This window comes from Psychrobacter sp. TB55-MNA-CIBAN-0194 (genome assembly GCF_040309505.1).
Taxonomy (GTDB): Bacteria; Pseudomonadota; Gammaproteobacteria; order Pseudomonadales; family Moraxellaceae; genus Psychrobacter; species Psychrobacter fozii.
The window spans coordinates 179,804-200,983 of sequence record NZ_JBEOOW010000007.1 but is presented as its reverse complement, the minus strand read 5'-3'; the positions used below and the strand labels follow the sequence as shown (position 1 = coordinate 200,983).

14 protein-coding genes, 1 tRNA gene and 1 pseudogene are annotated in these 21,180 nt (G+C 41.2%); 8 read left to right on the top strand and 8 right to left on the bottom strand.

Going from position 1 to position 21,180, the window contains the following annotated elements:
• The first annotated feature begins 77 nt into the window (after positions 1-77).
• The 3 genes from AAEY75_RS10230 (at position 78) to AAEY75_RS10220 (ending at position 4,287) form a co-directional block, all read left to right on the top strand.
• Positions 78-1,469, top strand: a complete 1,392-nt coding sequence (locus tag AAEY75_RS10230; RefSeq protein WP_110924348.1) for a GntP family permease — start codon at positions 78-80, stop codon at positions 1,467-1,469.
• Positions 1,470-1,540: 71 nt separating this feature from the next.
• Complete coding sequence (locus AAEY75_RS10225; protein WP_352259515.1) at positions 1,541-2,731, top strand: iron-containing alcohol dehydrogenase; 1,191 nt, start codon at positions 1,541-1,543, stop codon at positions 2,729-2,731.
• A gap of 59 nt (positions 2,732-2,790) precedes the next feature.
• A complete protein-coding gene (locus AAEY75_RS10220; RefSeq protein WP_110924350.1) occupies positions 2,791-4,287 on the top strand; it encodes a CoA-acylating methylmalonate-semialdehyde dehydrogenase in 1,497 nt (498 codons plus the stop codon).
• Between the two features lie 334 nt (positions 4,288-4,621).
• Here the strand turns inward: AAEY75_RS10220 and AAEY75_RS10215 are convergent, their stop codons facing one another.
• Positions 4,622-5,527, bottom strand: a complete 906-nt coding sequence (locus AAEY75_RS10215) for a LysR family transcriptional regulator (RefSeq protein WP_110924351.1) — start codon at positions 5,525-5,527, stop codon at positions 4,622-4,624.
• A 318-nt stretch (positions 5,528-5,845) separates the two neighbouring features.
• Here AAEY75_RS10215 and AAEY75_RS10210 point away from each other — a divergent pair, with 318 nt between their 5' ends.
• From AAEY75_RS10210 to AAEY75_RS10200, 3 genes are all read left to right on the top strand, one after another.
• Positions 5,846-7,549 (top strand): L-lactate permease, encoded by a 1,704-nt coding sequence (locus tag AAEY75_RS10210; RefSeq protein ID WP_352259514.1) that lies wholly within the window; start codon positions 5,846-5,848, stop codon positions 7,547-7,549.
• A 35-nt stretch (positions 7,550-7,584) separates the two neighbouring features.
• The gene (dld, locus tag AAEY75_RS10205; RefSeq protein ID WP_352259513.1) at positions 7,585-9,336 is read left to right on the top strand and encodes a D-lactate dehydrogenase; all 1,752 of its coding nucleotides are present in this window, start codon (positions 7,585-7,587) and stop codon (positions 9,334-9,336) included.
• 295 nt (positions 9,337-9,631) lie between these two features.
• A complete protein-coding gene (locus AAEY75_RS10200) occupies positions 9,632-11,314 on the top strand; it encodes an NAD-dependent malic enzyme (RefSeq protein WP_197101272.1) in 1,683 nt (560 codons plus the stop codon).
• A 253-nt stretch (positions 11,315-11,567) separates the two neighbouring features.
• Here the strand turns inward: AAEY75_RS10200 and AAEY75_RS10195 are convergent, their stop codons facing one another.
• The 3 genes from AAEY75_RS10195 to ocd form a co-directional block, all read right to left on the bottom strand.
• On the bottom strand, positions 11,568-12,971 hold the full coding sequence (locus tag AAEY75_RS10195) for a YjiH family protein (protein WP_197217557.1): 1,404 nt from the start codon (positions 12,969-12,971) through the stop codon (positions 11,568-11,570).
• A 99-nt stretch (positions 12,972-13,070) separates the two neighbouring features.
• Positions 13,071-14,030, bottom strand: a complete 960-nt coding sequence (locus AAEY75_RS10190) for an arginase (protein WP_197217554.1) — start codon at positions 14,028-14,030, stop codon at positions 13,071-13,073.
• 232 nt (positions 14,031-14,262) lie between these two features.
• Complete coding sequence (gene ocd, locus AAEY75_RS10185; RefSeq protein ID WP_197217552.1) at positions 14,263-15,363, bottom strand: ornithine cyclodeaminase; 1,101 nt, start codon at positions 15,361-15,363, stop codon at positions 14,263-14,265.
• A gap of 168 nt (positions 15,364-15,531) precedes the next feature.
• Between ocd and AAEY75_RS10180 the strand changes: the two genes are divergently transcribed.
• Together AAEY75_RS10180 and AAEY75_RS10175 are read left to right on the top strand one after the other, a co-directional pair.
• On the top strand, positions 15,532-15,963 hold the full coding sequence (locus tag AAEY75_RS10180) for an Lrp/AsnC family transcriptional regulator (protein ID WP_110923720.1): 432 nt from the start codon (positions 15,532-15,534) through the stop codon (positions 15,961-15,963).
• 70 nt (positions 15,964-16,033) lie between these two features.
• Positions 16,034-16,204, top strand: a pseudogene (locus AAEY75_RS10175) (IS1595 family transposase); the annotation flags it as partial.
• A gap of 116 nt (positions 16,205-16,320) precedes the next feature.
• Here AAEY75_RS10175 and AAEY75_RS10170 read toward each other — a convergent pair.
• The 4 genes from AAEY75_RS10170 to AAEY75_RS10155 all read right to left on the bottom strand — a co-directional run bounded on the left by AAEY75_RS10170 (position 16,321) and on the right by AAEY75_RS10155 (position 21,039).
• A tRNA-Ile gene (locus tag AAEY75_RS10170) sits at positions 16,321-16,397 on the bottom strand.
• Between the two features lie 94 nt (positions 16,398-16,491).
• Complete coding sequence (locus AAEY75_RS10165) at positions 16,492-17,304, bottom strand: pteridine reductase (protein WP_197217486.1); 813 nt, start codon at positions 17,302-17,304, stop codon at positions 16,492-16,494.
• A 21-nt stretch (positions 17,305-17,325) separates the two neighbouring features.
• Positions 17,326-18,522 carry a tRNA nucleotidyltransferase/poly(A) polymerase-related protein gene (locus AAEY75_RS10160; RefSeq protein ID WP_197217484.1) on the bottom strand — a complete coding sequence of 399 codons (1,197 nt, stop codon included), beginning with the start codon at positions 18,520-18,522 and terminating at the stop codon, positions 17,326-17,328.
• Between the two features lie 198 nt (positions 18,523-18,720).
• Entirely contained in the window at positions 18,721-21,039 is a 2,319-nt protein-coding gene (locus AAEY75_RS10155) for an NADP-dependent malic enzyme (protein WP_197217482.1), read from the bottom strand.
• Positions 21,040-21,180: the final 141 nt, after the last annotated feature.

Sequence of the window (21,180 nt, the reverse complement as noted above, 5' to 3'; positions counted from 1 at the left end):
TAAAACGATAAATATTCTATCGTTATGTAATTTTTTTAACAAATGGATTTGATGTAGTTATCGCACAAGGAGTGCACATGATAAGTTTATTCCCCATTTTGCTGTCGCTAGGGTTGCTGATGTATTTGGCTTACCGTGGTCATAGCGTCATTTTGTTAGCCCCGTTACTAGCAATGCTAGCTGTGCTGTTGAGTGGTGAGGCCAGTACGATGCTAGGCGTCTATACCCAAGTATTTATGAAAGGGTTAGGCGGATATATCATCAGTTTTTTCCCGCTTTTTCTATTAGGGGCTATATTCGGTAAATTGATGGATGATTCAGGATCGGCATTGAGCATATCCGAATCATTGGTCGCCAAACTTGGCAAAAAACAAGCGGTTCTGTCTATTGTCATGGCTTGTGCCATTTTGACGTACGGTGGGGTGTCGTTGTTTGTAGTAGGTTTTGCGGTATACCCAATCGCTGCTGCTCTATTTCGTGAATTAAATATTCCAAAAAGATTGATTCCTGGTGCAATTGCGCTAGGTGCTTTGACTTTTACGATGACGGCGTTACCAGGCACGCCTGCCATTCAAAACGCTATTCCCATGCCATTTTTCAAAACGGATTCTTTTGCGGCCCCTGGTCTTGGTGCTATCGCTGGCTTGATTATGCTAGTAGGTGGCATGGTTTGGCTTAACTATCGTGCTAAAAAAGCTTTCAATGCAGGGGAGGGTTATGGTGAGCACCATAACGATAAGTTAGTTGTCACCGATAGTAGCGCTAAGCCTTCATTACTGGTGGCATTGTTACCCATTATCTTGGTCATATTGATTAACTTTATTTGTACGAAATGGCTATTACCTAGCATGGATAACAGCTATTTGGCGAGTGAAGCGTTCGGTGCTGTGCCACTGGCTAAAGTACTCGGTATTTGGGCTATCGTCATTGCTTTAGTTGTATCTTGTGGGTCAATGATTTTGCTGAATTGGAAACGTTGGAAAAACTTAAAAGAATCCCTTAGCGAAGGTGCGCTTGGTTCACTACTGCCTATCTTTAATACAGCCTCTGAAGTTGGTTATGGATCAGTAATCGCTACTTTGACAGGGTTTATCATTGTAAAAGAATTTTTATTAGGCTTATCTCCAGGCAATCCACTGATTTCAGAAGCTGTGTTCGTCAATGTGATGGCAGGTATTACTGGCTCTGCATCAGGTGGACTAAGTATCGCCCTCAATACTATGGGAGACAATTATCTTCAATTGGCCTCTCAATTTGGCATCAATCCCGAGTTAATGCATCGTGTAGCGTCTATCGCATCAGGTGGTTTGGATGCGCTTCCTCATAATGGCGCAGTGATAACGCTACTGGTGATTTGTCAGCTCACGCACAAAGAATCTTATAAAGATATTTTTGTGGTGGCTGTTGCCGTACCTGTGCTAGCACTTATAGCTGTCATAACTTTAGGCACGTTAATGGGTTCGTTTTAGCACAAGATTAAACACAAAATATTCAACACACAATATGAAAAACATCGTGATCAACACAAGGATAGGTAAATATGTCACATAGTATTCTTCTCCCAAGAATAATGGAGGTCGGGCGTGAGGCGTGTCAAAAGCTACCGACGATATTAGATAGCTTGGGTATAAAAAAGCCACTCATTATCACTGATGAAATGATGGTGAAACTCGGCTATGTAGAGAAACTACAAACCATTTTAAAAGAGGTTGATATCACGGCTGATGTATTCTCGGATACTATGCCAGAACCAACTGAAAGCTCTATAGAATCAGGTGTGCAGCAAGTACGACATCAAGAATATGATGGGTTAATTGCTTTGGGCGGCGGCAGTCCTATAGATAGTGCAAAAGCCATTTCAATTTTGGGTAAATTCGGTGGTGTCATTAATGACTATAAATTTCCTCGTCAAGTGAATGAAGCTGGCTTGCCTATTGTTGCCATTCCTACTACCGCAGGAACAGGGTCAGAGGTTACCAAGTTTACTATCATCACTGATGAGGCCAATAACGAGAAGTTATTGTGTGTCGGTATGGGATTCATGCCAGTCGCAGCGATTATTGACTATAGTCTCACGATGACCGTCCCCCCTCGCACGACTGCCGATACGGGCATTGATGCAATGACACATGCTATCGAGGCTTACGTTAGTCAAAAACGTAATGCTTATAGTGACCAGCAAGCTTTAGCGGCATTACGTTTGATTGGACCCAATCTACAAAAAGCCTATCACGATGGTAAGGACGAAACGGCACGTGAAGCGATGATGTTGGGCTCTACGTTAGCGGGCATTGCATTTAACAACTCATCAGTGGCCTTAGTACATGGTATGAGTCGGCCAATTGGGGCGTTCTTTCATGTACCACACGGTTTATCAAATGCGATGTTATTACCAACGATTACCGAGTTTGGTATATCAAGTACTCCGGATCGCTATGCAGACTGTGCCCGTGCACTAGGTATTGCTGAACTCAACGATACAGACGACCAAGCAAATATAAAGCTGATTGCTTACTTAAAAGATTTGAATACGGAGCTTAAGGTGCCTACATTAGCGCAATTTGGGGTTCAAAAAACAGAGTTTGATGAGCTGGTCAATACGATGTGTGACCAAGCGTTTGGCTCAGGCTCGCCTAACAACAATCCTCGGATACCTAATTTAGAAGAAATGCTGCAACTTTATGCGTTGCTATGGACAGAAAGCGCCTCAGATGGTGTTTTACCAAGCTAATAAACGGAAATTTTACTTTTAATCCAATTACCAACTCAATGCTATAAAAGGAATATATTATGCAAACTATCGGACATTTTATTAACGGTCATACGATTACTGAAGACGGTCAAACTCAGCCTATTTATAACCCTTCTACGGGTGAAGTCAGCAAGCAGGTTGCGTTAGGTGGTGCTAAAACGATTGATGAAGCCGTCGTTGCAGCAAAGGCCGCTTTTCCGGCATGGCGTAAAACTCCACCGATGAAACGCGCTAGAGTGATGTTCAAATTCAAAGAATTACTAGAAAAAAATGCTGATGAAATCTGTCGACTAATTGGGGAAGAGCATGGAAAAATTTCACATGATGCCGCTGGTGAACTACAGCGCGGTATCGAAAATGTTGAATATGCTTGCGGTGCACCAGAGTTATTAAAAGGTGAGCACAGTCGTAATGCTGGCCCAGATATTGACTCTTGGAGTGAGTTCCATCCTCTTGGAGTAGTGGCTGGGATTACCCCGTTTAACTTTCCTGTGATGGTGCCTCTTTGGATGTTCCCTATGGCTATCGTCTGCGGAAACACGTTTATTCTAAAGCCATCTGAACGTGATCCTAGTGCCGCCATGTTTATTGCAAAATTGATGAAAGAAGCAGGATTGCCTGATGGTGTGTTGAACGTCGTCAATGGTGGCAAAGAGGCCGTTGATGCGCTTTTGCATCATTCAGATGTTGAAGCCATAAGTTTCGTGGGCTCTACACCAATTGCAGAGTATATTTATACGACAGCCACCGCTCAAGGCAAAAGATGTCAAGCATTAGGCGGCGCAAAAAACCATGCAATCGTGATGCCAGATGCAGACTTAGACAATGTGGTTACTTCGCTACTAGGCGCTGCATTTGGTTCGTCAGGCGAGCGCTGTATGGCGCTATCTGTTGCGGTCGCAGTCGGTGATGATATAGCTGATAAAATGGTTGAAGCATTACAGCCTGCCATACAGCAGTTGAAATTAGGTGCTTATTCTGACAAAGAAAATGATTTTGGTCCTGTCATTACTGGTGCGCACAAATCTAAAATTTTAGAGCATATCAAAAGTGCTACTGACCAAGGAGCCAACGTCATCATTGATGGCTCTGGTGCAGCACCGACAGGTCATGAGCAAGGTTTCTTTGTGGGTCCAACTCTAATAGATAATGTGACAAAAGAGATGGACAGTTACGAAGCAGAGATTTTTGGACCAGTGCTTCAGGTGATGCGTGTGCAGACAATGGAAGAGGCGATACAGCTCATAAATGAACATGAATACGGCAATGGCACGTGTATCTATACCCGAGATGGGGAGGCGGCACGTTACTTCGTTGATAATATTCAGGTGGGTATGGTTGGCGTTAATATTCCATTACCAGTGCCTGTCGCTTCTCAAAGCTTTGGTGGTTGGAAGCGCTCATTATTTGGAGATTTATTTATGTACGGACCAGATGGCGTTAGATTTTTTACTCGCCGAAAAACGATTACTCAACGCTGGCCTAGCGCAGCGATACGAGAAGACAAGCAGTTCTCGATGCCAACTTTAGGTTAGCGTCTATAGCTTGTCTGCAGTACAAATAACACTCTCAACAAAAAAGCCACTTAGCTATTAAGTGGCTTTTTTGTGGTTTTTGGGTCATGGTAAAGATAGAGCTCTAGTCTCGAAATAGATGTCACTCTATAATTTTCCTAAGACAGTTGCGTGAAAGTTATGATGATTATGAAGGTATAGCGCTAAACCCTAAAGAAAAAATACGCCTAGTCGCTGACCTTGGAGATGCCAATTTTATGATACTGCAGGGCAGTAGCGATAGTTTGAACGTATCAACATATAATCAATGCTTTAATTTATCTTTGCTTATACACATGAAAAACAGGCTTATTATTTAGCAGTAATAAGCCTGTTTTTCATGTAATGACTCTCGCAGATGCTCAACAAGCAGTTTCAATTTTTGATCCGGTTGCTTTGCTTTAGGATAAACCGCATACATTCCCATTCTTTTTCGTGTAAAACGTTGCAAAATCTGTGTGAGCGTATTTTGCTGTAGCTCCTTATAAACAAGTGCTTGTGGTAAAAAAGCGATGCCTAAATCGCTAAGGGTCGCTTGTTTAATCGCATCAAGATGGTTGCTATAAAACCGGCCTTCTATAGGAAGCAATTGCTCTGTGCCATCTATATATAGTGGCCATATATCGTTAGCCGCATTATCAAACTTATAGACCAAGCATTTATGATCCTGTAATTGTTCAGGTGTCTGAGGTATACCATATTTCCCTAAATAGTCCGGTGTTGCACATATCACCCACTGGCTATCTATAAGACGCCTCGCAATGAGAGATGAGTCTTCAAGCTCTGCGGTTCTTATGGCCAGATCAAACCCTTCTTCTATCAAATCAACCAATCGATTGGTAATTTGCAAATCCACCGATATTTCAGGGTGTTGTTTGCAAAATTCAGCAATCGATTCGCTCAATACTAGATTGGCAGAGACCACTGGCATGGTGATACGTATGTTGCCTTTCATATCCTCACCGTAACCCGTCACTGCATTTTCGGCTTCTTGAAAGGCAAATTTAGCAATTTTTGCTTTGTTATAAAGGGTCTTTCCTGCATCAGTTAAGCTCAACTTTCGGGTGGTTCTATAAAGTAGCTGTGCATTTAGGTTTTCTTCTAATCTTGCAATGCGTTTGCTTACGACTGAATTCGTTAATGACAGTTTTTCAGCGACCCTAGAAAATGAACCTTCATCAACCACTTGAACGAATAAAACCATATCATCAGCTTTGGCCATACTTGTTCTCCAATTGCTTTAATTCGTCTTGGATTATAGCAAAAAAAGAAAATAATATTGTCCTTTGATGCAATATATCAATGTATGGACAAGGCGTAGAATATTTTAGGGCGTTTTGAGCATTTGGTCATGGCACTGATAGAGATTGTTTTCGGTGTCATCTGACAGACGTCTTTAACAAATCAACTGTGATTAGCAGTACCTATTTATAAATGCTCAATACCTCAGTCGTCACTAAGTTATGAAAAATTAAGTCATAAAAATAAATACTGACATGGCTTTACTCAAGGAAGGTCACACAATCAAAAGGATATGATTTTGAATCAGACAATATATGGACTCCTGGCACTATTGCCAATCGTTCTCTGTGGTATTTTGCTTATTGGCTTACAGTGGTCAGCCAAAAAAACCATGCCAATTATTTTAGCCGTTACTGCTGGGCTTGCGCTTTTCATCTGGGATATGACGCTTAATCGCGTGTCCTCATCGATCATTCAAGGAATGGTCATTACCGTCTCAGTATTGTGGATCGTCTTTGGTGCTATTTTCTTACTGAATACGTTAAAACACACTGGTGCCATCGCCGTTATCCGTGCTGGGTTTACCAATGTATCGCCAGATAGACGTGTTCAAGCCATTATTATTGCATGGTGCTTTGGAACATTTCTTGAGGGTGCCGCTGGTTTTGGTACTCCTGCAGCTATTGCCGCACCTTTACTGGTAGCGATAGGATTTCCAGCACTGGGCGCAGTTTTAATGGGAATGATGATACAAAGTACGCCTGTATCATTTGGTGCGGTCGGTACACCTATTGTTATTGGGGTAAATAAAGGATTAGATACAGCGGCCATTAGCGCTCAACTGGCACAAGAAGGACTAGAGTGGGCTGACTTTTTACAACTGATTACCAGTCAAGTGGCTATTATTCATGGTGTCATTGGTACATTTATGCCACTTATCATGGTGATGATGCTTACTCGCTTCTTTGGTAAAAACAAAAGCTGGAAAGAAGGTTTCGCGATTTGGCCATTTGCTATATTCGCTGGCTTGGCATTTACGATTCCTTATACCCTAACAGGTGTCTTTTTAGGGCCAGAGTTTCCGTCATTGGTCGGTGGCTTGGTCAGTGTCGCCATTGTGGTTAACGCGGCAAAACGTGGATTTTTAGTACCAAAAACCACATGGGATTTTGAGCCGCAAAAGAACTGGCCAAGCGAATGGATGGGTAAGTTAATAGTCAGTAAAGATGATTTGACGCCGAGTTTAGATGACAAAAAAATGTCTACTGTCATGGCATGGTTCCCTTATTTGCTAGTTGCCCTTTTACTGGTTTGTTCAAGAGTGTTTGAGGGATTCAAATCTTTTCTCAATAGTGCGACGTTAGACTTTACCTCCTTATTAGGCGAGGCAGATATCAGTGCCAGCTTTAGTCCTTTATACTTACCAGGTGGATTGTTATTAATCAGTGCCTTGGTTGCCGCCGCTTTTCAAACCAAAAAATCAGGCAGTGCACTAAACAGTGCATTCAAAGAGTCGGGAAAGACTGTATTAGGGGCTGGATTCGTCCTTATTTTTACGATTCCAATGGTTAGGATTTTTATCAATTCAGGCATAAACTTATCAGATGTGGCAAGTATGCCAGTCGCCAGTGCAGAGTTATTTGCGGGTACTTTTGGCAGTGCTTTTCCATTGATTAGTGCAACCATTGGGGCATTAGGTGCCTTTATCGCCGGCTCTAACACCGTATCTAACATGATGTTCAGTCAGTTTCAATTTGAAGCCGCCATGAGTTTACATATTTCACCTTCTTTAGTCATCGCAGCTCAAGCAGTTGGTGCTGCAGCTGGTAATATGATTGCCATACATAACGTGGTGGCTGCATCAGCAACGGTGGGTCTACTCGGTATGGAGGGCGCCACACTTAGGCGTACTATTTTACCTACCCTCTATTATGTGCTGTTCTGTGGCATCATCGTCATGGCTGCCATTTACCTCTTTGGTTTTCAAGGGCCTTTAGCATAATGAGTGACACACAATCACAAGTTAAGGAGCATCATATGGCTTCATCAAACCTTTTCTCATCAAATATAACGTATCCGGACACACTCCCTCCTGATCTAGTGTTAGACAAGCTAACGCATCTACTGGGAGCCAGTAATGTACAGGCTGATCCAGAGAAAAACGAGCACTATAGAATGGGGTGGCGCTCTGGTGGCGGCAATGCTTTGGCTGTTTTGTTTCCGCAAACACTGCTGGAGATTTGGCGTAGCTTAGAAGTGTGTGTAGAAGGCGACTGCATTATCATCATGCAAGCGGCAAAAACGGGACTGACTGAAGGCTCAACACCGAGCGGTAATGACTACGATAGACCAGTGGTTGTGATTAACACGCTTGCAATGAACCAGTTGTATTTGGTGAATGACAATGAGCAAGTGATTAGCTTGCCTGGGGCGACATTACACCAGTTGCAAAGTCAGCTTAATACCGTAAATAGGGCGCCTCACTCCGTCATCGGGTCATCGACATTGGGTGCGTCTATTATTGGTGGTATTTCTAACAACTCCGGCGGTGCGCTGGTGAAAAGAGGCCCTGCCTATACCGAGCTTGCATTGTTTGCCCAAATTAACCAACACGGTCAGCTAGTATTGGTCAATCATCTAGACGTAGAATTGGGCGACACTCCAGAAGAAATACTCACTAATTTACAAACAGGTAATTTTGCTAAAAGAGAATTACCTAACACTGGCAAGCTCGCATCTGACAAAGAGTACATCGCTAGAGTAAAAGATGTTGATGCAAGCACGCCAAGCCGCTTTAATGCGGATAAGCGAAGACTGTATGAGGCTAGTGGCTGCGCTGGCAAGCTTGCCGTGTTTGCAGTACGTCTTGACACTTATCCAATAGCGGCAAAAGAGAAAACCTTTTATATAGGCACCAACAGTGTGAGTGAGCTTGCACAGCTCAGAAGGCAGATACTATCAAACTTCGAAAATATTCCTGAAGTTGGTGAGTATATGCATCGTGATATATTTGATGTATCTGCTAAGTATGGCAAGGACACGTTCCTAAGTATTAAGCATCTCGGTACAAATGCCTTACCTAGACTGTTTTCTATCAAAGGCGCTATAGACGCAAAGTTCCATAAATGGTCATGGATGCCAAAGCATTTTACTGACAAAGTCATGCAGTTCATCGCCAATATATTTCCAAAGCATTTACCAAAGCGCATGATTGAGTATCGCGATCAATATGAACATCATCTCATCATGAAAATGAGTGATGATGGTATAGCAGAGGCTCAAGACTTTCTGAAGACGTTTTTTGATGCATCAGACACGGGTAACTATTTTGAATGTAGTCAGGAAGAGTCAGAAAGCGCGCTTTTAAATCGTTTTGCCGCAGCTGGTGCCGCATTAAGATATGAAGTGATACACGAAAAAGAAGTCGGTGAGATATTGGCATTAGATATTGCCATACCGCGTAATGAATTAGAATGGCTTGAAACCCTACCTAAAGAAATTGAAAAACATTTGGAAATGAAGCTGTATTACGGGCACTTCTTTTGCTATGTGTTTCATCAAGATTATATTTTGAAGAAGGGTAGTGATGCACATCTTGTTAAAAAGATGATGTTAGAGCTGTTGAGTGCACGCGGAGCCAAATATCCTGCTGAGCATAATGTAGGGCATCTATACGAAGCAGAACCTGATCTGCAAAACTTCTATAAAAGTCTAGACCCAACCAATACCTTTAATCCGGGTATTGGTAAAATGTCGAAAACCAAACGTAATTGCTCGTGTTGTTTATAACTGAATTCTAAAACTGGCATTGACCTGATTACTTATGAGTGGTTAAGTAGCTAAATAGTTCAGTGTTTGTTTATTATAAATGTTCAATACACCCTAGAAGCGCTACCGATTGGTAGTGCTTTTTTATTATTTCTAGGTAAATATATCAGTGGCCTTGAGTTCAGAAGCACATTTATTCAAAATGATTTTGTTATCTATTGTTAAATACCAGTCGATGCTATGTATAATGCAGCACTAGCATAGCTTTCACTCAGTATGGCTTTCACTCATATGCCTTTAATAAGAAGATTACATTATGTCAAACAAGCGTCCTTTATATATTCCCGTTGCTGGCCCCGCTCTTTTAGAAACTCCTTTACTGAATAAAGGTAGTGCTTTTTCATCAGAAGAACGTAGTAGTTTTAATTTAACTGGATTATTACCTCATAATATTGAAACGATTGAGGAGCAATCATTACGTGCTTATCATCAACTGAGCTCATTCACTGACGCTATGGATAAGCATATTTACTTGCGTAACATCCAAGATACCAATGAAACCTTATTTCATCATCTCATTGAGCAGCATATTGAGGAAGTCATGCCGCTCATTTATACCCCAACCGTTGGTCAGGCGTGTGAAAAATTCTCGCAAATTTATCGTCGTAAACGGGGTTTGTTTATCTCATATCCTGAGCGTCACAAAATCGATGATATGCTACAAAATGCCACCAAACAAAACGTCAAAGTGATCGTTGTTACTGACGGTGAACGTATCTTGGGCCTAGGGGATCAGGGTATTGGCGGCATGGGCATTCCAATCGGTAAGTTGTCTTTATACACGGCTTGTGGTGGTATTAGCCCAGCTTACTGTCTACCTATTTTGCTGGATGTCGGTACCAATAACCAACAGTTGCTTGACGATCCTATGTATATGGGCTGGAGAAATCCGCGCATCTCTGGCGATGAATATAATGAATTTGTGGACTTATTTATTCAAGCCGTTAAGCGCCGTTGGCCAGAAGTGTTATTGCAATTTGAAGATTTTGCTCAGGAAAACGCGACCCCGTTATTGAATAAATATCGTGATCAGCTATGCTGCTTTAATGATGATATTCAAGGGACTGCTGCGGTATCGGTTGGTACTTTGATTGCAGCGTGTCTAAATAAAGGTCAAAAACTTAGCCAACAGAATATCGCATTTTTAGGCGCAGGATCTGCTGGTTGTGGTATTGCTGAGCATATTATTCGCCAAATGCAGCGCGAAGGGTTGACTGAAGAGCAAGCTCGTAGTCAAGTATTCATGGTTGATCGCTATGGTTTATTGACAGATGGTATGACAGAGCTACAAAAATTCCAAGAACCGTTAGTACAAAAAGAATCAGCTGTTGCAAGCTGGGATAAAAGTAAGAAACTCGGCTTAGCACAAGTGGTTAAACAAGCAAAAATTACCGTATTATTTGGTGTTAGCGGACAAAAAGGTCTGTTCACCCAAGAGGTGATCGAATCGCTATGTGCTAATACTGAACACCCAATTGTACTACCACTTTCAAATCCAACTTCTCGCGTTGAAGCGACGCCGCAAGAAGTCATGAATTGGAGTAAAGGTAAGGCAATTGTTGCGACAGGTAGTCCTTTTCCTCATACTACTTATAACGGTCAGTCTTTTGAGGTTTCTCAGTGTAATAACAGCTATATTTTCCCCGGTATTGGTCTGGGTGTTTTAGCAGCACGTGCGACGGGTATCAGCGATAATATGCTAACGGCGGCAAGCCAAGCCCTTGCAGATATATCAATGGAATATGAAAAAGCACCTGGTGCCATATTACCACCCATTAGAGTTATCAGAGAGATCAGTGAAAAAATAGCTTATGCAGTGGCATTGCAAGCGGCTCAAGATAAGTTGGCACTACCTATCACATCGGAGAACTTACAACGCCGGTTAAAAGCGAATTTTTGGTTACCTGAATACCGTAACTATCGTCGTACTTCTTTCTAGTTTTATAAATTAGATATAAAAAACCTTAATATTGGGCAAATTATCTAAGTACAATACTGAATAAAAAAGGGAGTTGATGAGCCTATTATGCTGGAGAAGGTAGCTGGCTTTGCAAAACAATTCTTGTCAGTAGCCTGATGTTAATAGCAAAAAACCACCTTAACAGGTGGTTTTTTTTGCTGATTTTTTCAGGATTGGTGAGTCTGGCTTTCAGAAAACCCTCTTGCAAAGCAAAAATTGCAATTTAATATTATTAGAAAATCATATGAGCACATAACGCAATAATCGGTAATGAGATAATGGTTCTTAATAGAAAGATTATCAATAACTGAAAAAAGCTCACTGGAATTTTTGTGCCTAGAATCAATCCACCCACTTCCGACATATAGATCAATTGAGAGACTGACAAGCAAGCGATGACAAACCGTGTTAACTCTGATTCTATTGAAGAACCGATAATAGCAGGTAAAAACATATCGGCAAAACCCACCATAATGGTTTTTGACATCTCTGCTGCAAAAGGTATATTCAATAATTCTAAGAATGGAATAAACGGCATACCTAAATAATCAAATACAGGGGTTTCTTCTGCAACGATTAAGCCCATCGTCCCGATTGCCATAACGACGGGTAATATTCCGATCCACATATCTAAAATATTCTTTAATCCATCATTTAAGAAAGTAGAAAAGCTTGGACTCTTTTCTGCTTTGTGAACCGCTTTATGTAAGCTGTGGGTAAATAACGTTTTTCCTTCAGGGATGGTTTCATGATCTCTATCACTATTTTCTACTACATACGTATCTTCAATTCTAGATAAAGGTAATAGTCTTGGTACGATTAACGCACAAACAATCCCGCATAAAGCAACCACCCCAATCATATTAAGAAAATAGCTTTCTAGTTTAACTTGAGAGATGACAACCAAACAGAATGTAATCGAAACTGCTGAAAAGCTGGTAGCAATAACGGCTGCTTCTTTTTTGGTATAAAATCCGCCTTCCAATTGTTTATCAGTTAATAACACGCCAATAGTGCCATCACCCAACCATGATGTCAGACAATCTACAGAGGACCTACCGGGCAAACCAAATAAAGGTCTCATTACTTTACTTAATAAAACACCAAAGAACTCTAATAAGCCAAAATCAAGTAGTAGTGGTAGCAATAATCCAGCTAAGAAAAACACGATAAAAAGTATTGGCATTAACTCATATAATATCAATCCACCGATACTATCTGAATATATTGCCTCAAACCCAAATTTAAAATAGGTAACGACAACAAAAAACGCACCAAGCATTCTAATGATAAGCCAAGGTGTTGTCACGTTCAGTAAGTTGTTTAAAAATGCATTATTTAGAATCAATGAAGGCTTCATGATTTTAGTATATAGCGTGCAACACAGTGTAATCATAATGGAGATTACAACAAGCAATGGTAAAACATCACCCATATAACCCTGTATATAATCCTTTAACACAGAGATAGGAATGGTAAATCCTTCTGCATATGATACAAACTTACCATCTACATAGGGGATTGGAAATACGAAAAGTAACAGACCTATTATAGAGGGTATAAAGAATTTTAAAAACTGTCTGGTACTGATACTGCTAACATCTTGACTTGAAGAACTAGATTTAATAATGTCCATATTATTGTTACTCGCAGTCCATTTTTTAACTAACCTAAATAAATATTTGCAATAAATACATTTAGGCTAGATGTTTTAACTCATTTTAAATATTTAATATTAGTAATTCTTTAAAAGGGACTGCGTCACTTTTTCTAAAATTTTAAATATTCTGTTTGAGTCATCTTTTGAATTGTTATACAAAGGATTGATTTCTGCCATTTCCCAACAGCATACTTTCTTATTTTTGATTAGCTCTATGTTAAGTTGCATGGCTTGTTCGTATGACAGACCATTCATTGCAGGCGTACCGGTTCCTGGCACATATAAAGGGTCAACGCTATCAACATCAAATGAGACATAAATGTGATCACAATATTCTAGCTTCTTAAAGATTTCCTCTACTGTAGAACTGATGCCTTTTTGAGTTATCTCAGCAACACTATATAAAGGGATTTTATGTCTTCTAATTAAATCCATTTCTTCTTCTTGATAGTCTCTAACGGCACAAAAGACCACGTTTTCTGGCTTGATTGAGGGTTCATCAGATGCCATGAATTTTAATTTTTCCCAATACTCTTTTTCTTTTTCAGAAAGCTCATTGCGCTGGCATTCTAGATTGTCAATGGCACACGCCATAGCCAAAGGCATGCCATGCATGTTTCCTGATCCACTGGTATAGGGCGAATGAAAGTCAGCGTGTGCGTCTATATAGACCACACCAATTTCAGCATCAGGATGCGCCATTTTTAGGCCGTGCATCGTTCCTGCGCAGCTAGAATGATCTCCAGCTAAGACAATGGGGAATTTATTCTCATTTCTTATATCTTTTATTTTATGTGCTAACTTAGAGATAATCGGTTCAATCACATCAGCATACTTTGCATGCGCAAATTGTGATTCCCCTTCATTATTACTATCATCCTCAATACTGTCGAATTGCAATTTTTCAAAATAATCTGCATTGAGTTCTTTTGATGACGCTTTTAATGCATCAATGCCTAGAGAAGCGCCTTTTTTATAGCCTGCAATATCTGAATAAACTTCTACTATTCTTATATTTTTCATTACATCAGTCATTATTTTGTCTCTATTAAATAAAATAATTTTTACATCATTTAAATTAAATTCATTTTTATATATGAAAGCTCTTGAAAATTAGCAGGTACATTTAAAAAATAAACATATCTATAACTGTTCAAGAGCCATACTAAATATAGAAAAAACTTAAAAAATAATGTTAGTTTTAAACACTACACAAAATAAGAGATACTTATCGTTTTGTAGTATTAATTACTGTTGCATTAATCACTTACGACATAGCCACAGATTCAGCTTCATTCGTCACTAGGCTATGATCTTTGCTATGGTCTTTCACTACCGAATATAAGTTTTTAGGGTCAGCTTGCTGAGGTATCAGATCTAAAATCTCATACCCGCCCTGCTTTTTGATCAAGTCGCGTAAAAAGACCAATGCCGTAAAGTCTTCTGAGGCAAAACCAACGCCATCAAATACGATGAGATCATCCGCTGAGGTTCGAGCCTGCACTTCACCTTTCAGGATGCGATGAAACTCAGTAACAGGGAAGTCGCTTGATAGATTTTGAATCTCTCCCTCAACGCGTGTCTGAGGCTCAAACTCTACAATCACATGATCTGCTCGCATCAATATATTGCTATCCAGTTCTGTTTTACCAGGACAATCACCGCCTATCGCATTGATATAAACACCTTTTGTGATTATATCGTCCCGTAAAATAGTGGCATTGGTTTTGTCAGCCGTACAGGTGGTAATGATCTCTGCACCTAAAACAGCTTCTTCTAACGTGCGACAAACAATGATTTTCAAACCTGAGTCTGCAAGATTATCAGCCGTTTTCTGTGATGCCGCTGGATCAATATCATACAAACGAACTTCTGAGATACCCATGATGGCTTTCATACCCAAGGCTTGAAACTCAGACTGAGCACCGTTTCCTATTAGCGCCAGTTTTGTAACGTCTTTTGGCGCACAATGTTTGGCCAACATAGCTGATGTGGCAGCCGTACGTAATGCCGTCAGGATACACATCTCTGTCAGTAAAATAGGATAGCCATTTTCGACATCAGACAAGATACCCATCGCCGCTACGGTCTGTAGATTTCGTGTGGTATTAATCGGATGACCATTGACATATTTGCAAGCAAACATCTCTCCATCGCTGACTGGCATCAACTCGATGACACCGTCTTTTGAATGCGAAGCAAAGCGAGAAGATTTTTCAAATTGATCCCAACGCAGATAATCTTGCTCTAAAGCATCCACTAGATCTGTAATGCATTGCTCAACGCCATAGTCATGAATCATTTTAGCCATCGCTTGTACACTAACGAATGGCACGCCTTCCTTGGGTGATACGATAAATTTAGACATTAATGCTGTTCCTTTTCATGAATATTGTTTGTTGAACCGACAATTAATATGCTACCAATTATAATTGTCAGTTAAAATGTCAATAACTTACTAAATATGGACGTATTTTTGACATATTGTTAAGTGCTACTTAGCATAATGTCAAAATTCAATGAAGGAAGCATTTTTATGGCGTATTACACTTATGACTCTTTAGATAGCGAACTGATATCTGAACTGCGACAAGATGGTCGAGCAACCATCTCAAACCTTGCTAAAAAACTCAAAGTTTCTCGTGCCACTGTCCAAAACAGATTGGACAGACTGATGCATAACGGCGCTATTTTAGGATTTACGATTCGAGTGCATGAAGCACTAGATAAAGAAACCGTCAAAGCGATGATGATGATTGAAGTGACCGGAAAATCTACGTCACAAGTGATTAGGAAGTTACGAGGTATACCGCAACTGATTAAGCTACATACGACCAATGGAGCATGGGATTTGGTTGGAGAGATACACACGACGAGCTTAAGAGAATTTGATGAAGTACTGCGTCAAGTAAGAGAAATTGATGGCATTCTTAATAGCGAAACAAGTGTTTTGCTTTCGAGTTTGTAAGGTAATTATATTCAGAAAAATATATTCAGCACTATTTAGAAAAATACGTTCAGCACTGTCGAAGAGGCCAAGCCAGAGACATATGCGTAAATATAATGGCATGCTAAAAGAGCATTTCTATCTATTTTTAAAGGAATGTGAATGGCGTTTTAACGACAGTAATCCAAAACGTCAATTACATCAGCCAAAACGATGGGTTAAAAAGGAACTGAATAATTTATCTAGGATAGCCCCTAGATAAATTTTTATTTGACGTGGACTGTATCTATTTTATATTTAACTAACTGTATATTGTATTTTTCTAAATTTTAGACAATAAAAAACCCTCACAAGTCAATGACTGTAAGGGTTTGAATTTGGTGGGCCCAGTAGGACTTGAACCTACGACCAAAGGATTATGAGTCCTCTGCTCTAACCAACTGAGCTATGGGCCCTAACGCTAGACGGACAATGATACCTGATTTTTTGAATTTTTCAAGCAAAAAATGGGCCATTATCAAGATATTTTTTATGAAGTGCCATTTTCTATTAAACTTGACCACCAGCTAGGGTTAGACTGCGACCACCATCAACAGTAATAATCTCACCAGTGAGGTAATGGGCCTGCACAAGATACAGCACGCTATGGGCAATTTCATCAGGTCGACCTATGCGCTGCATAGGGATTGAGCCGATGATACTTCGTTGCTGATCATGATCCAATGCTTGGTCGCTATCAGTGTCAGGTAAGATATTGACGCCAGGTGCGACGCCATTGCCCCGTACCTCTGGTGCCATCTCAAGTGCTAAAGACTGCACCATCATACGATGAGCCGCTTTTGCCATATTGTAGACAGTATAATTGCTAAACGGCTTATCATGCGCGTGAATGTCCAGTAGGCTGATAATACAACCTTGCTGGTTTTTAAGGTAAGGAAATAGTGCTTGGCTCAATAATAAAGGCGCTTTGGCATTGGTCAAAAATAGCTCGTCCCACTGTGCGTGATTAATGCTGCCAAGTGGGCTAGGGTAAAAGCGAGAAGCATTGTGTACCAATACATCGAGTTGGCCAAAGGTTTCTACAATATTTTTGACGAGTGTGCTCAAAGCGTTGCTATCATCGACGATGGCTAAATCGGCGATGATAAGCGATGCACTATCCGCACGCAGACTATTCAGCTGTGTGGCCAATACTTGGGCTTCTGATTCACTATGATGACAATGAATAATGACTCGATAGCCTTGGCTGTGAGCGGCTCTAATAATCGCTGCGCCAATACGCTTAGCACTTCCTGTGACGAGCATCACTGGCGCTTTGGCATTGATGCTTTCTGATTGGAGGGCGTCGATGGTTTGATTCATAGCTAAGATACTATCTGCTCTCTAATGTTTTTTATGTGAGTTCTGTACTTGTAAATGCTCAATTCTAGCCTGCCGCAATGCCGCACCAATGGCTGGGCCCTTGAGGTCTGCTGCTATATCTGTCATGCCGATAGCATGAAAGCTATTTAGCGCGATCATCATCTGACGATGTTGCACTGCCAGTTGTAGGACATGACTACACACGAGTAATTGAGACAATTTATCAGGCTCTTTATGAGCCCCGCAGGTTTGTACAAGGTCTATTTTTTCAGCAGCGCTCAGGCTATTTATCTTGCTGAGATTTTCGGATTGTTGTACAAATAAATTGGCAAATTGGGTGTGTGCTTTTGGTACCTTAGTCATGTTGCCAATCTCATTAATATCTTTTATATTGGCTGATTTGTTCGCATTTTCGTTTATAGGCTCTGAGGTAAATAGAGATGGATTAAGGCTACTCATTAGCAGTGCCCAACGCTGTGACAGACTCAATTTCATTTGCCCTGCAAAATATAGCGCAGTCTGTACCGTCTCTCGTATCTGAGTAGTAGCCCAAGCCTGATGCAATGGCGCAAAATATTCTGTCAGTGCATCGATTTCGAACAGCTGCTGCCAGTAGACTTGGGGCGATAATTGCATAGTTGCACGGCTGGACTCTTGCCAAATGCGTTCACTACTTAGATGTGTCAGCTCACCTGAATCGACCAGTTGACGCATTAGCGTCAAGGTATCTTCTGCGATACTGAACCCTAAATCATAGTAACGACTATAGAAACGAGCTGTTCGGAGCACGCGTAATGGGTCTTCGCTAAATGCACTGGATACATGGCGCAAAGTTTTGTTTTCTAAATCAACCAGTCCACCGTAATAGTCAATGACGTCACCATTGATAGGGGTGTCATCATTTAGGCTAGTGACTTCTATTGCCATGGCATTGATGGTCAAGTCACGGCGTTGTAAGTCTTCTTCTAAACTCACATCAGGGCTGGCATGTATACTAAAGCCTTGATAGCCTAATCCTTGCTTTCGTTCCGTGCGTGCCAGTGCGTACTCTTCATGACTGTTAGGATGCAAAAATACAGGGAAGTCTGCACCGACTTGCTGGAATCCTGCATCGATCATTTCTGCAACGGTTGCACCAACAACCACAAAGTCTTTATCTTTGATAGGACGCTTTAGGAGTCGATCGCGAACAGCTCCGCCCACAAGGTATATTTGCATAAAAGCCTCTGTTTATTTAGCAAAATGTCATTGTACTTATTATCGCTGTATTGATTAAATTATCATCAGCTCAGTTTTCATTGATCAAAAAAAACAGCCAATGCTTTATAAGTCGCATTGACTGGTTTTAGTATAGCAGACGGGGTTCTGTCAGTGGATGATAGAACCCATCTTAATCATATTGCATATGATAGATGACTATTTTTCGCTTTCTAAGTCTTGAGCTTCAGTCACTGTCAGTGCAGTCATGTTGACGATACCACGTGCAGTCGCTGATGGTGTCATGATGTGTACTGGCTTATTGGTACCTAATAAAATAGGGCCAATAGAAGCACTGCCAGTTGCTGTTTTGAGCAGGTTGAAGGCAATATTCGACGCATCAAGTGTTGGTAAGATGAGCAAGTTCGCTGCACCTTTTAACGGACTTGATGGCATATCGTTTAGACGGATATGCTCATTCAGCGCCGCATCACCTTGCATCTCACCATCAAACTCAAAGTCTACATTCATATCTGTTAGTATCTGGTATACCTTGCGCATTTTAACAGCGCTGGTACGGTTTGATGCACCAAAGTTAGAATGAGACACTAGCGCGACACGTGGCGTGATACCGAAGCGACGTAATTGGTCAACTGCCAACACTGTCATTTCAGCCAACTGTTCAGCCGTTGGATCTTCGTGAATATAGGTATCCGCGATGAAAATGTTACGATCTTGCATGAGTACCGCATTCATCGCATAGAAGTCGTTCATGCCTTCTTTTTTGCCGATGACGCTTTCAACGTATTTTAGATGCAACTGGTAATGGCCAAACGTACCACATACCATGCCATCTGCCGCACCATTTTCGACCAATAACGAGCCAATCAATGTGGTTTTGCGACGAACGTCACGGCGCGCAAGCTCGATGCTGACACCGCGACGTTTGTTTTGCTCGTAGTAGCCCTGCCAGTAGTCTTTATAACGAGGGTCATCATCAACGTTGACGATGGTAATATTCTCGCCATCTTTTAGACGTAAGCCCAGTTTTTCGATATTGGCTTCAATCACTGAAGGACGACCAACCAAGATAGGCTTCGCTAGTTTCTCATCAACGACCACTTGCACAGCGAGCAAGATATTGTTGTCTTCGCCTTCACAGTAAACAATACGTTTTGGATCAGATTTGGCACGAGCAAAGATTGGCTTCATCACAAACGCAGAGTTATAAACAAACTCAGACAAACGCTGACGATAGGCTTGCATGTCATCGATAGGCAATGTGGCAACGCCTGAATCCATGGCAGCTTGGGCGACCGCAGAAGCAATCTCAATGATTAGATTTGGCTCTAGAGGTCCTGGAATTAAGTAATCACGACCGAAACTTTGCATTTTTTCGATGTTACGAACGCTTGCAGTTGGCGTTGCTTCAACGTGTGCCATGGCAGCAATTGCTTTTACACAAGCAACTTTCATCTCTTCGTTGACAGTAGTCGCACCAACATCTAGTGCACCACGGAAGATATAAGGGAAGCATAGTGCGTTGTTTACTTGGTTTGGATAGTCTGAGCGACCTGTGGCCATGATGACGTCTGGACGTACGGCATGTGCCAATTCTGGCATGATTTCAGGTGTTGGGTTGGCAAGTGCAAAGACGATAGGGTCTTTGGCCATACGGCGAACCATATCTTCAGACAATGTACCAGGCATAGATAAGCCCAAGAACATATCGACATCGTCCATGACTTCTTCGATAGTGGTCGCAGTCGTCTCACGTGCATAGCGCTGTTTGGTTTCGTCAAGGTTTTCACGAATGGTGGTGATGATACCGCGTGAATCTGAAACGAAGATATTGTTTTTATTCACACCAAGTGCGCAAATGATGTCTAAACAAGAAATAGCAGCGGCACCGGCACCCGAACAAACCACTTTTATTTCTTCGATTTTTTTGCCAGTAATCAACAACGCATTGAGCATCGCTGCAGCAACAATGATTGATGTACCATGTTGGTCATCATGGAATACCGGGATGTTCATGCGCTTACGCAATTCACGCTCAATTTTGAAACATTCTGGTGCTTTGATGTCTTCTAGGTTAATACCACCAAAAGTAGGCTCAAGAGAGGCGACTGCTTCGATGAATTTATCTGGATCATTTTGTGCAATTTCTAGATCAAAAACATCGATACCTGCGAATTTTTTGAATAAAACGCCTTTACCTTCCATGACAGGTTTTGATGCCAATGGACCAATATTACCTAGACCCAGTACAGCAGTACCGTTAGTGATGACGCCTACCAAGTTGCTACGAGCCGTATATTTAGCTGCTAGCGTCGGGTCTCTTTCAATTTCAAGACAAGGAACCGCTACACCAGGTGAGTAGGCAAGCGCTAAATCACGCTGGTTAGCCAGCTGCTTAATAGGCGTGACTGAGATTTTACCCGGGCGTGGGAACTCATGGTAATGCAAGGCAGCTTGTTCAAACTGCTCTTTTTCTGTCGTAAGGTGATCCGTATTCAAATGGGTATCGTCATTCATAATAATTGCCATGGTTGGAATAAATTGGAATAAAGTAAATGGAGATAAAAAATAACGTTTTACCCTCAAAAAATCATGGAATGATCATAATCTAAGGGTATATTGACATTAAAAACTAATGATTACAGACATAGTAACCAA

Coding starts and splice junctions, on each gene's coding strand:
- AAEY75_RS10230 (WP_110924348.1), top strand. CDS start 78: ATGATAAGTTTATTCCCCATTTTGCTGTCGCTAGGGTTGCTGATGTAT.
- AAEY75_RS10225 (WP_352259515.1), top strand. CDS start 1,541: ATGTCACATAGTATTCTTCTCCCAAGAATAATGGAGGTCGGGCGTGAG.
- AAEY75_RS10220 (WP_110924350.1), top strand. CDS start 2,791: ATGCAAACTATCGGACATTTTATTAACGGTCATACGATTACTGAAGAC.
- AAEY75_RS10215 (WP_110924351.1), bottom strand. CDS start 5,527: ATGGCCAAAGCTGATGATATGGTTTTATTCGTTCAAGTGGTTGATGAA.
- dld (WP_352259513.1), top strand. CDS start 7,585: ATGGCTTCATCAAACCTTTTCTCATCAAATATAACGTATCCGGACACA.
- AAEY75_RS10200 (WP_197101272.1), top strand. CDS start 9,632: ATGTCAAACAAGCGTCCTTTATATATTCCCGTTGCTGGCCCCGCTCTT.
- AAEY75_RS10195 (WP_197217557.1), bottom strand. CDS start 12,971: ATGGACATTATTAAATCTAGTTCTTCAAGTCAAGATGTTAGCAGTATC.
- AAEY75_RS10190 (WP_197217554.1), bottom strand. CDS start 14,030: ATGACTGATGTAATGAAAAATATAAGAATAGTAGAAGTTTATTCAGAT.
- ocd (WP_197217552.1), bottom strand. CDS start 15,363: ATGTCTAAATTTATCGTATCACCCAAGGAAGGCGTGCCATTCGTTAGT.
- AAEY75_RS10180 (WP_110923720.1), top strand. CDS start 15,532: ATGGCGTATTACACTTATGACTCTTTAGATAGCGAACTGATATCTGAA.
- AAEY75_RS10165 (WP_197217486.1), bottom strand. CDS start 17,304: ATGAATCAAACCATCGACGCCCTCCAATCAGAAAGCATCAATGCCAAA.
- AAEY75_RS10160 (WP_197217484.1), bottom strand. CDS start 18,522: ATGCAAATATACCTTGTGGGCGGAGCTGTTCGCGATCGACTCCTAAAG.
- AAEY75_RS10155 (WP_197217482.1), bottom strand. CDS start 21,039: ATGAATGACGATACCCATTTGAATACGGATCACCTTACGACAGAAAAA.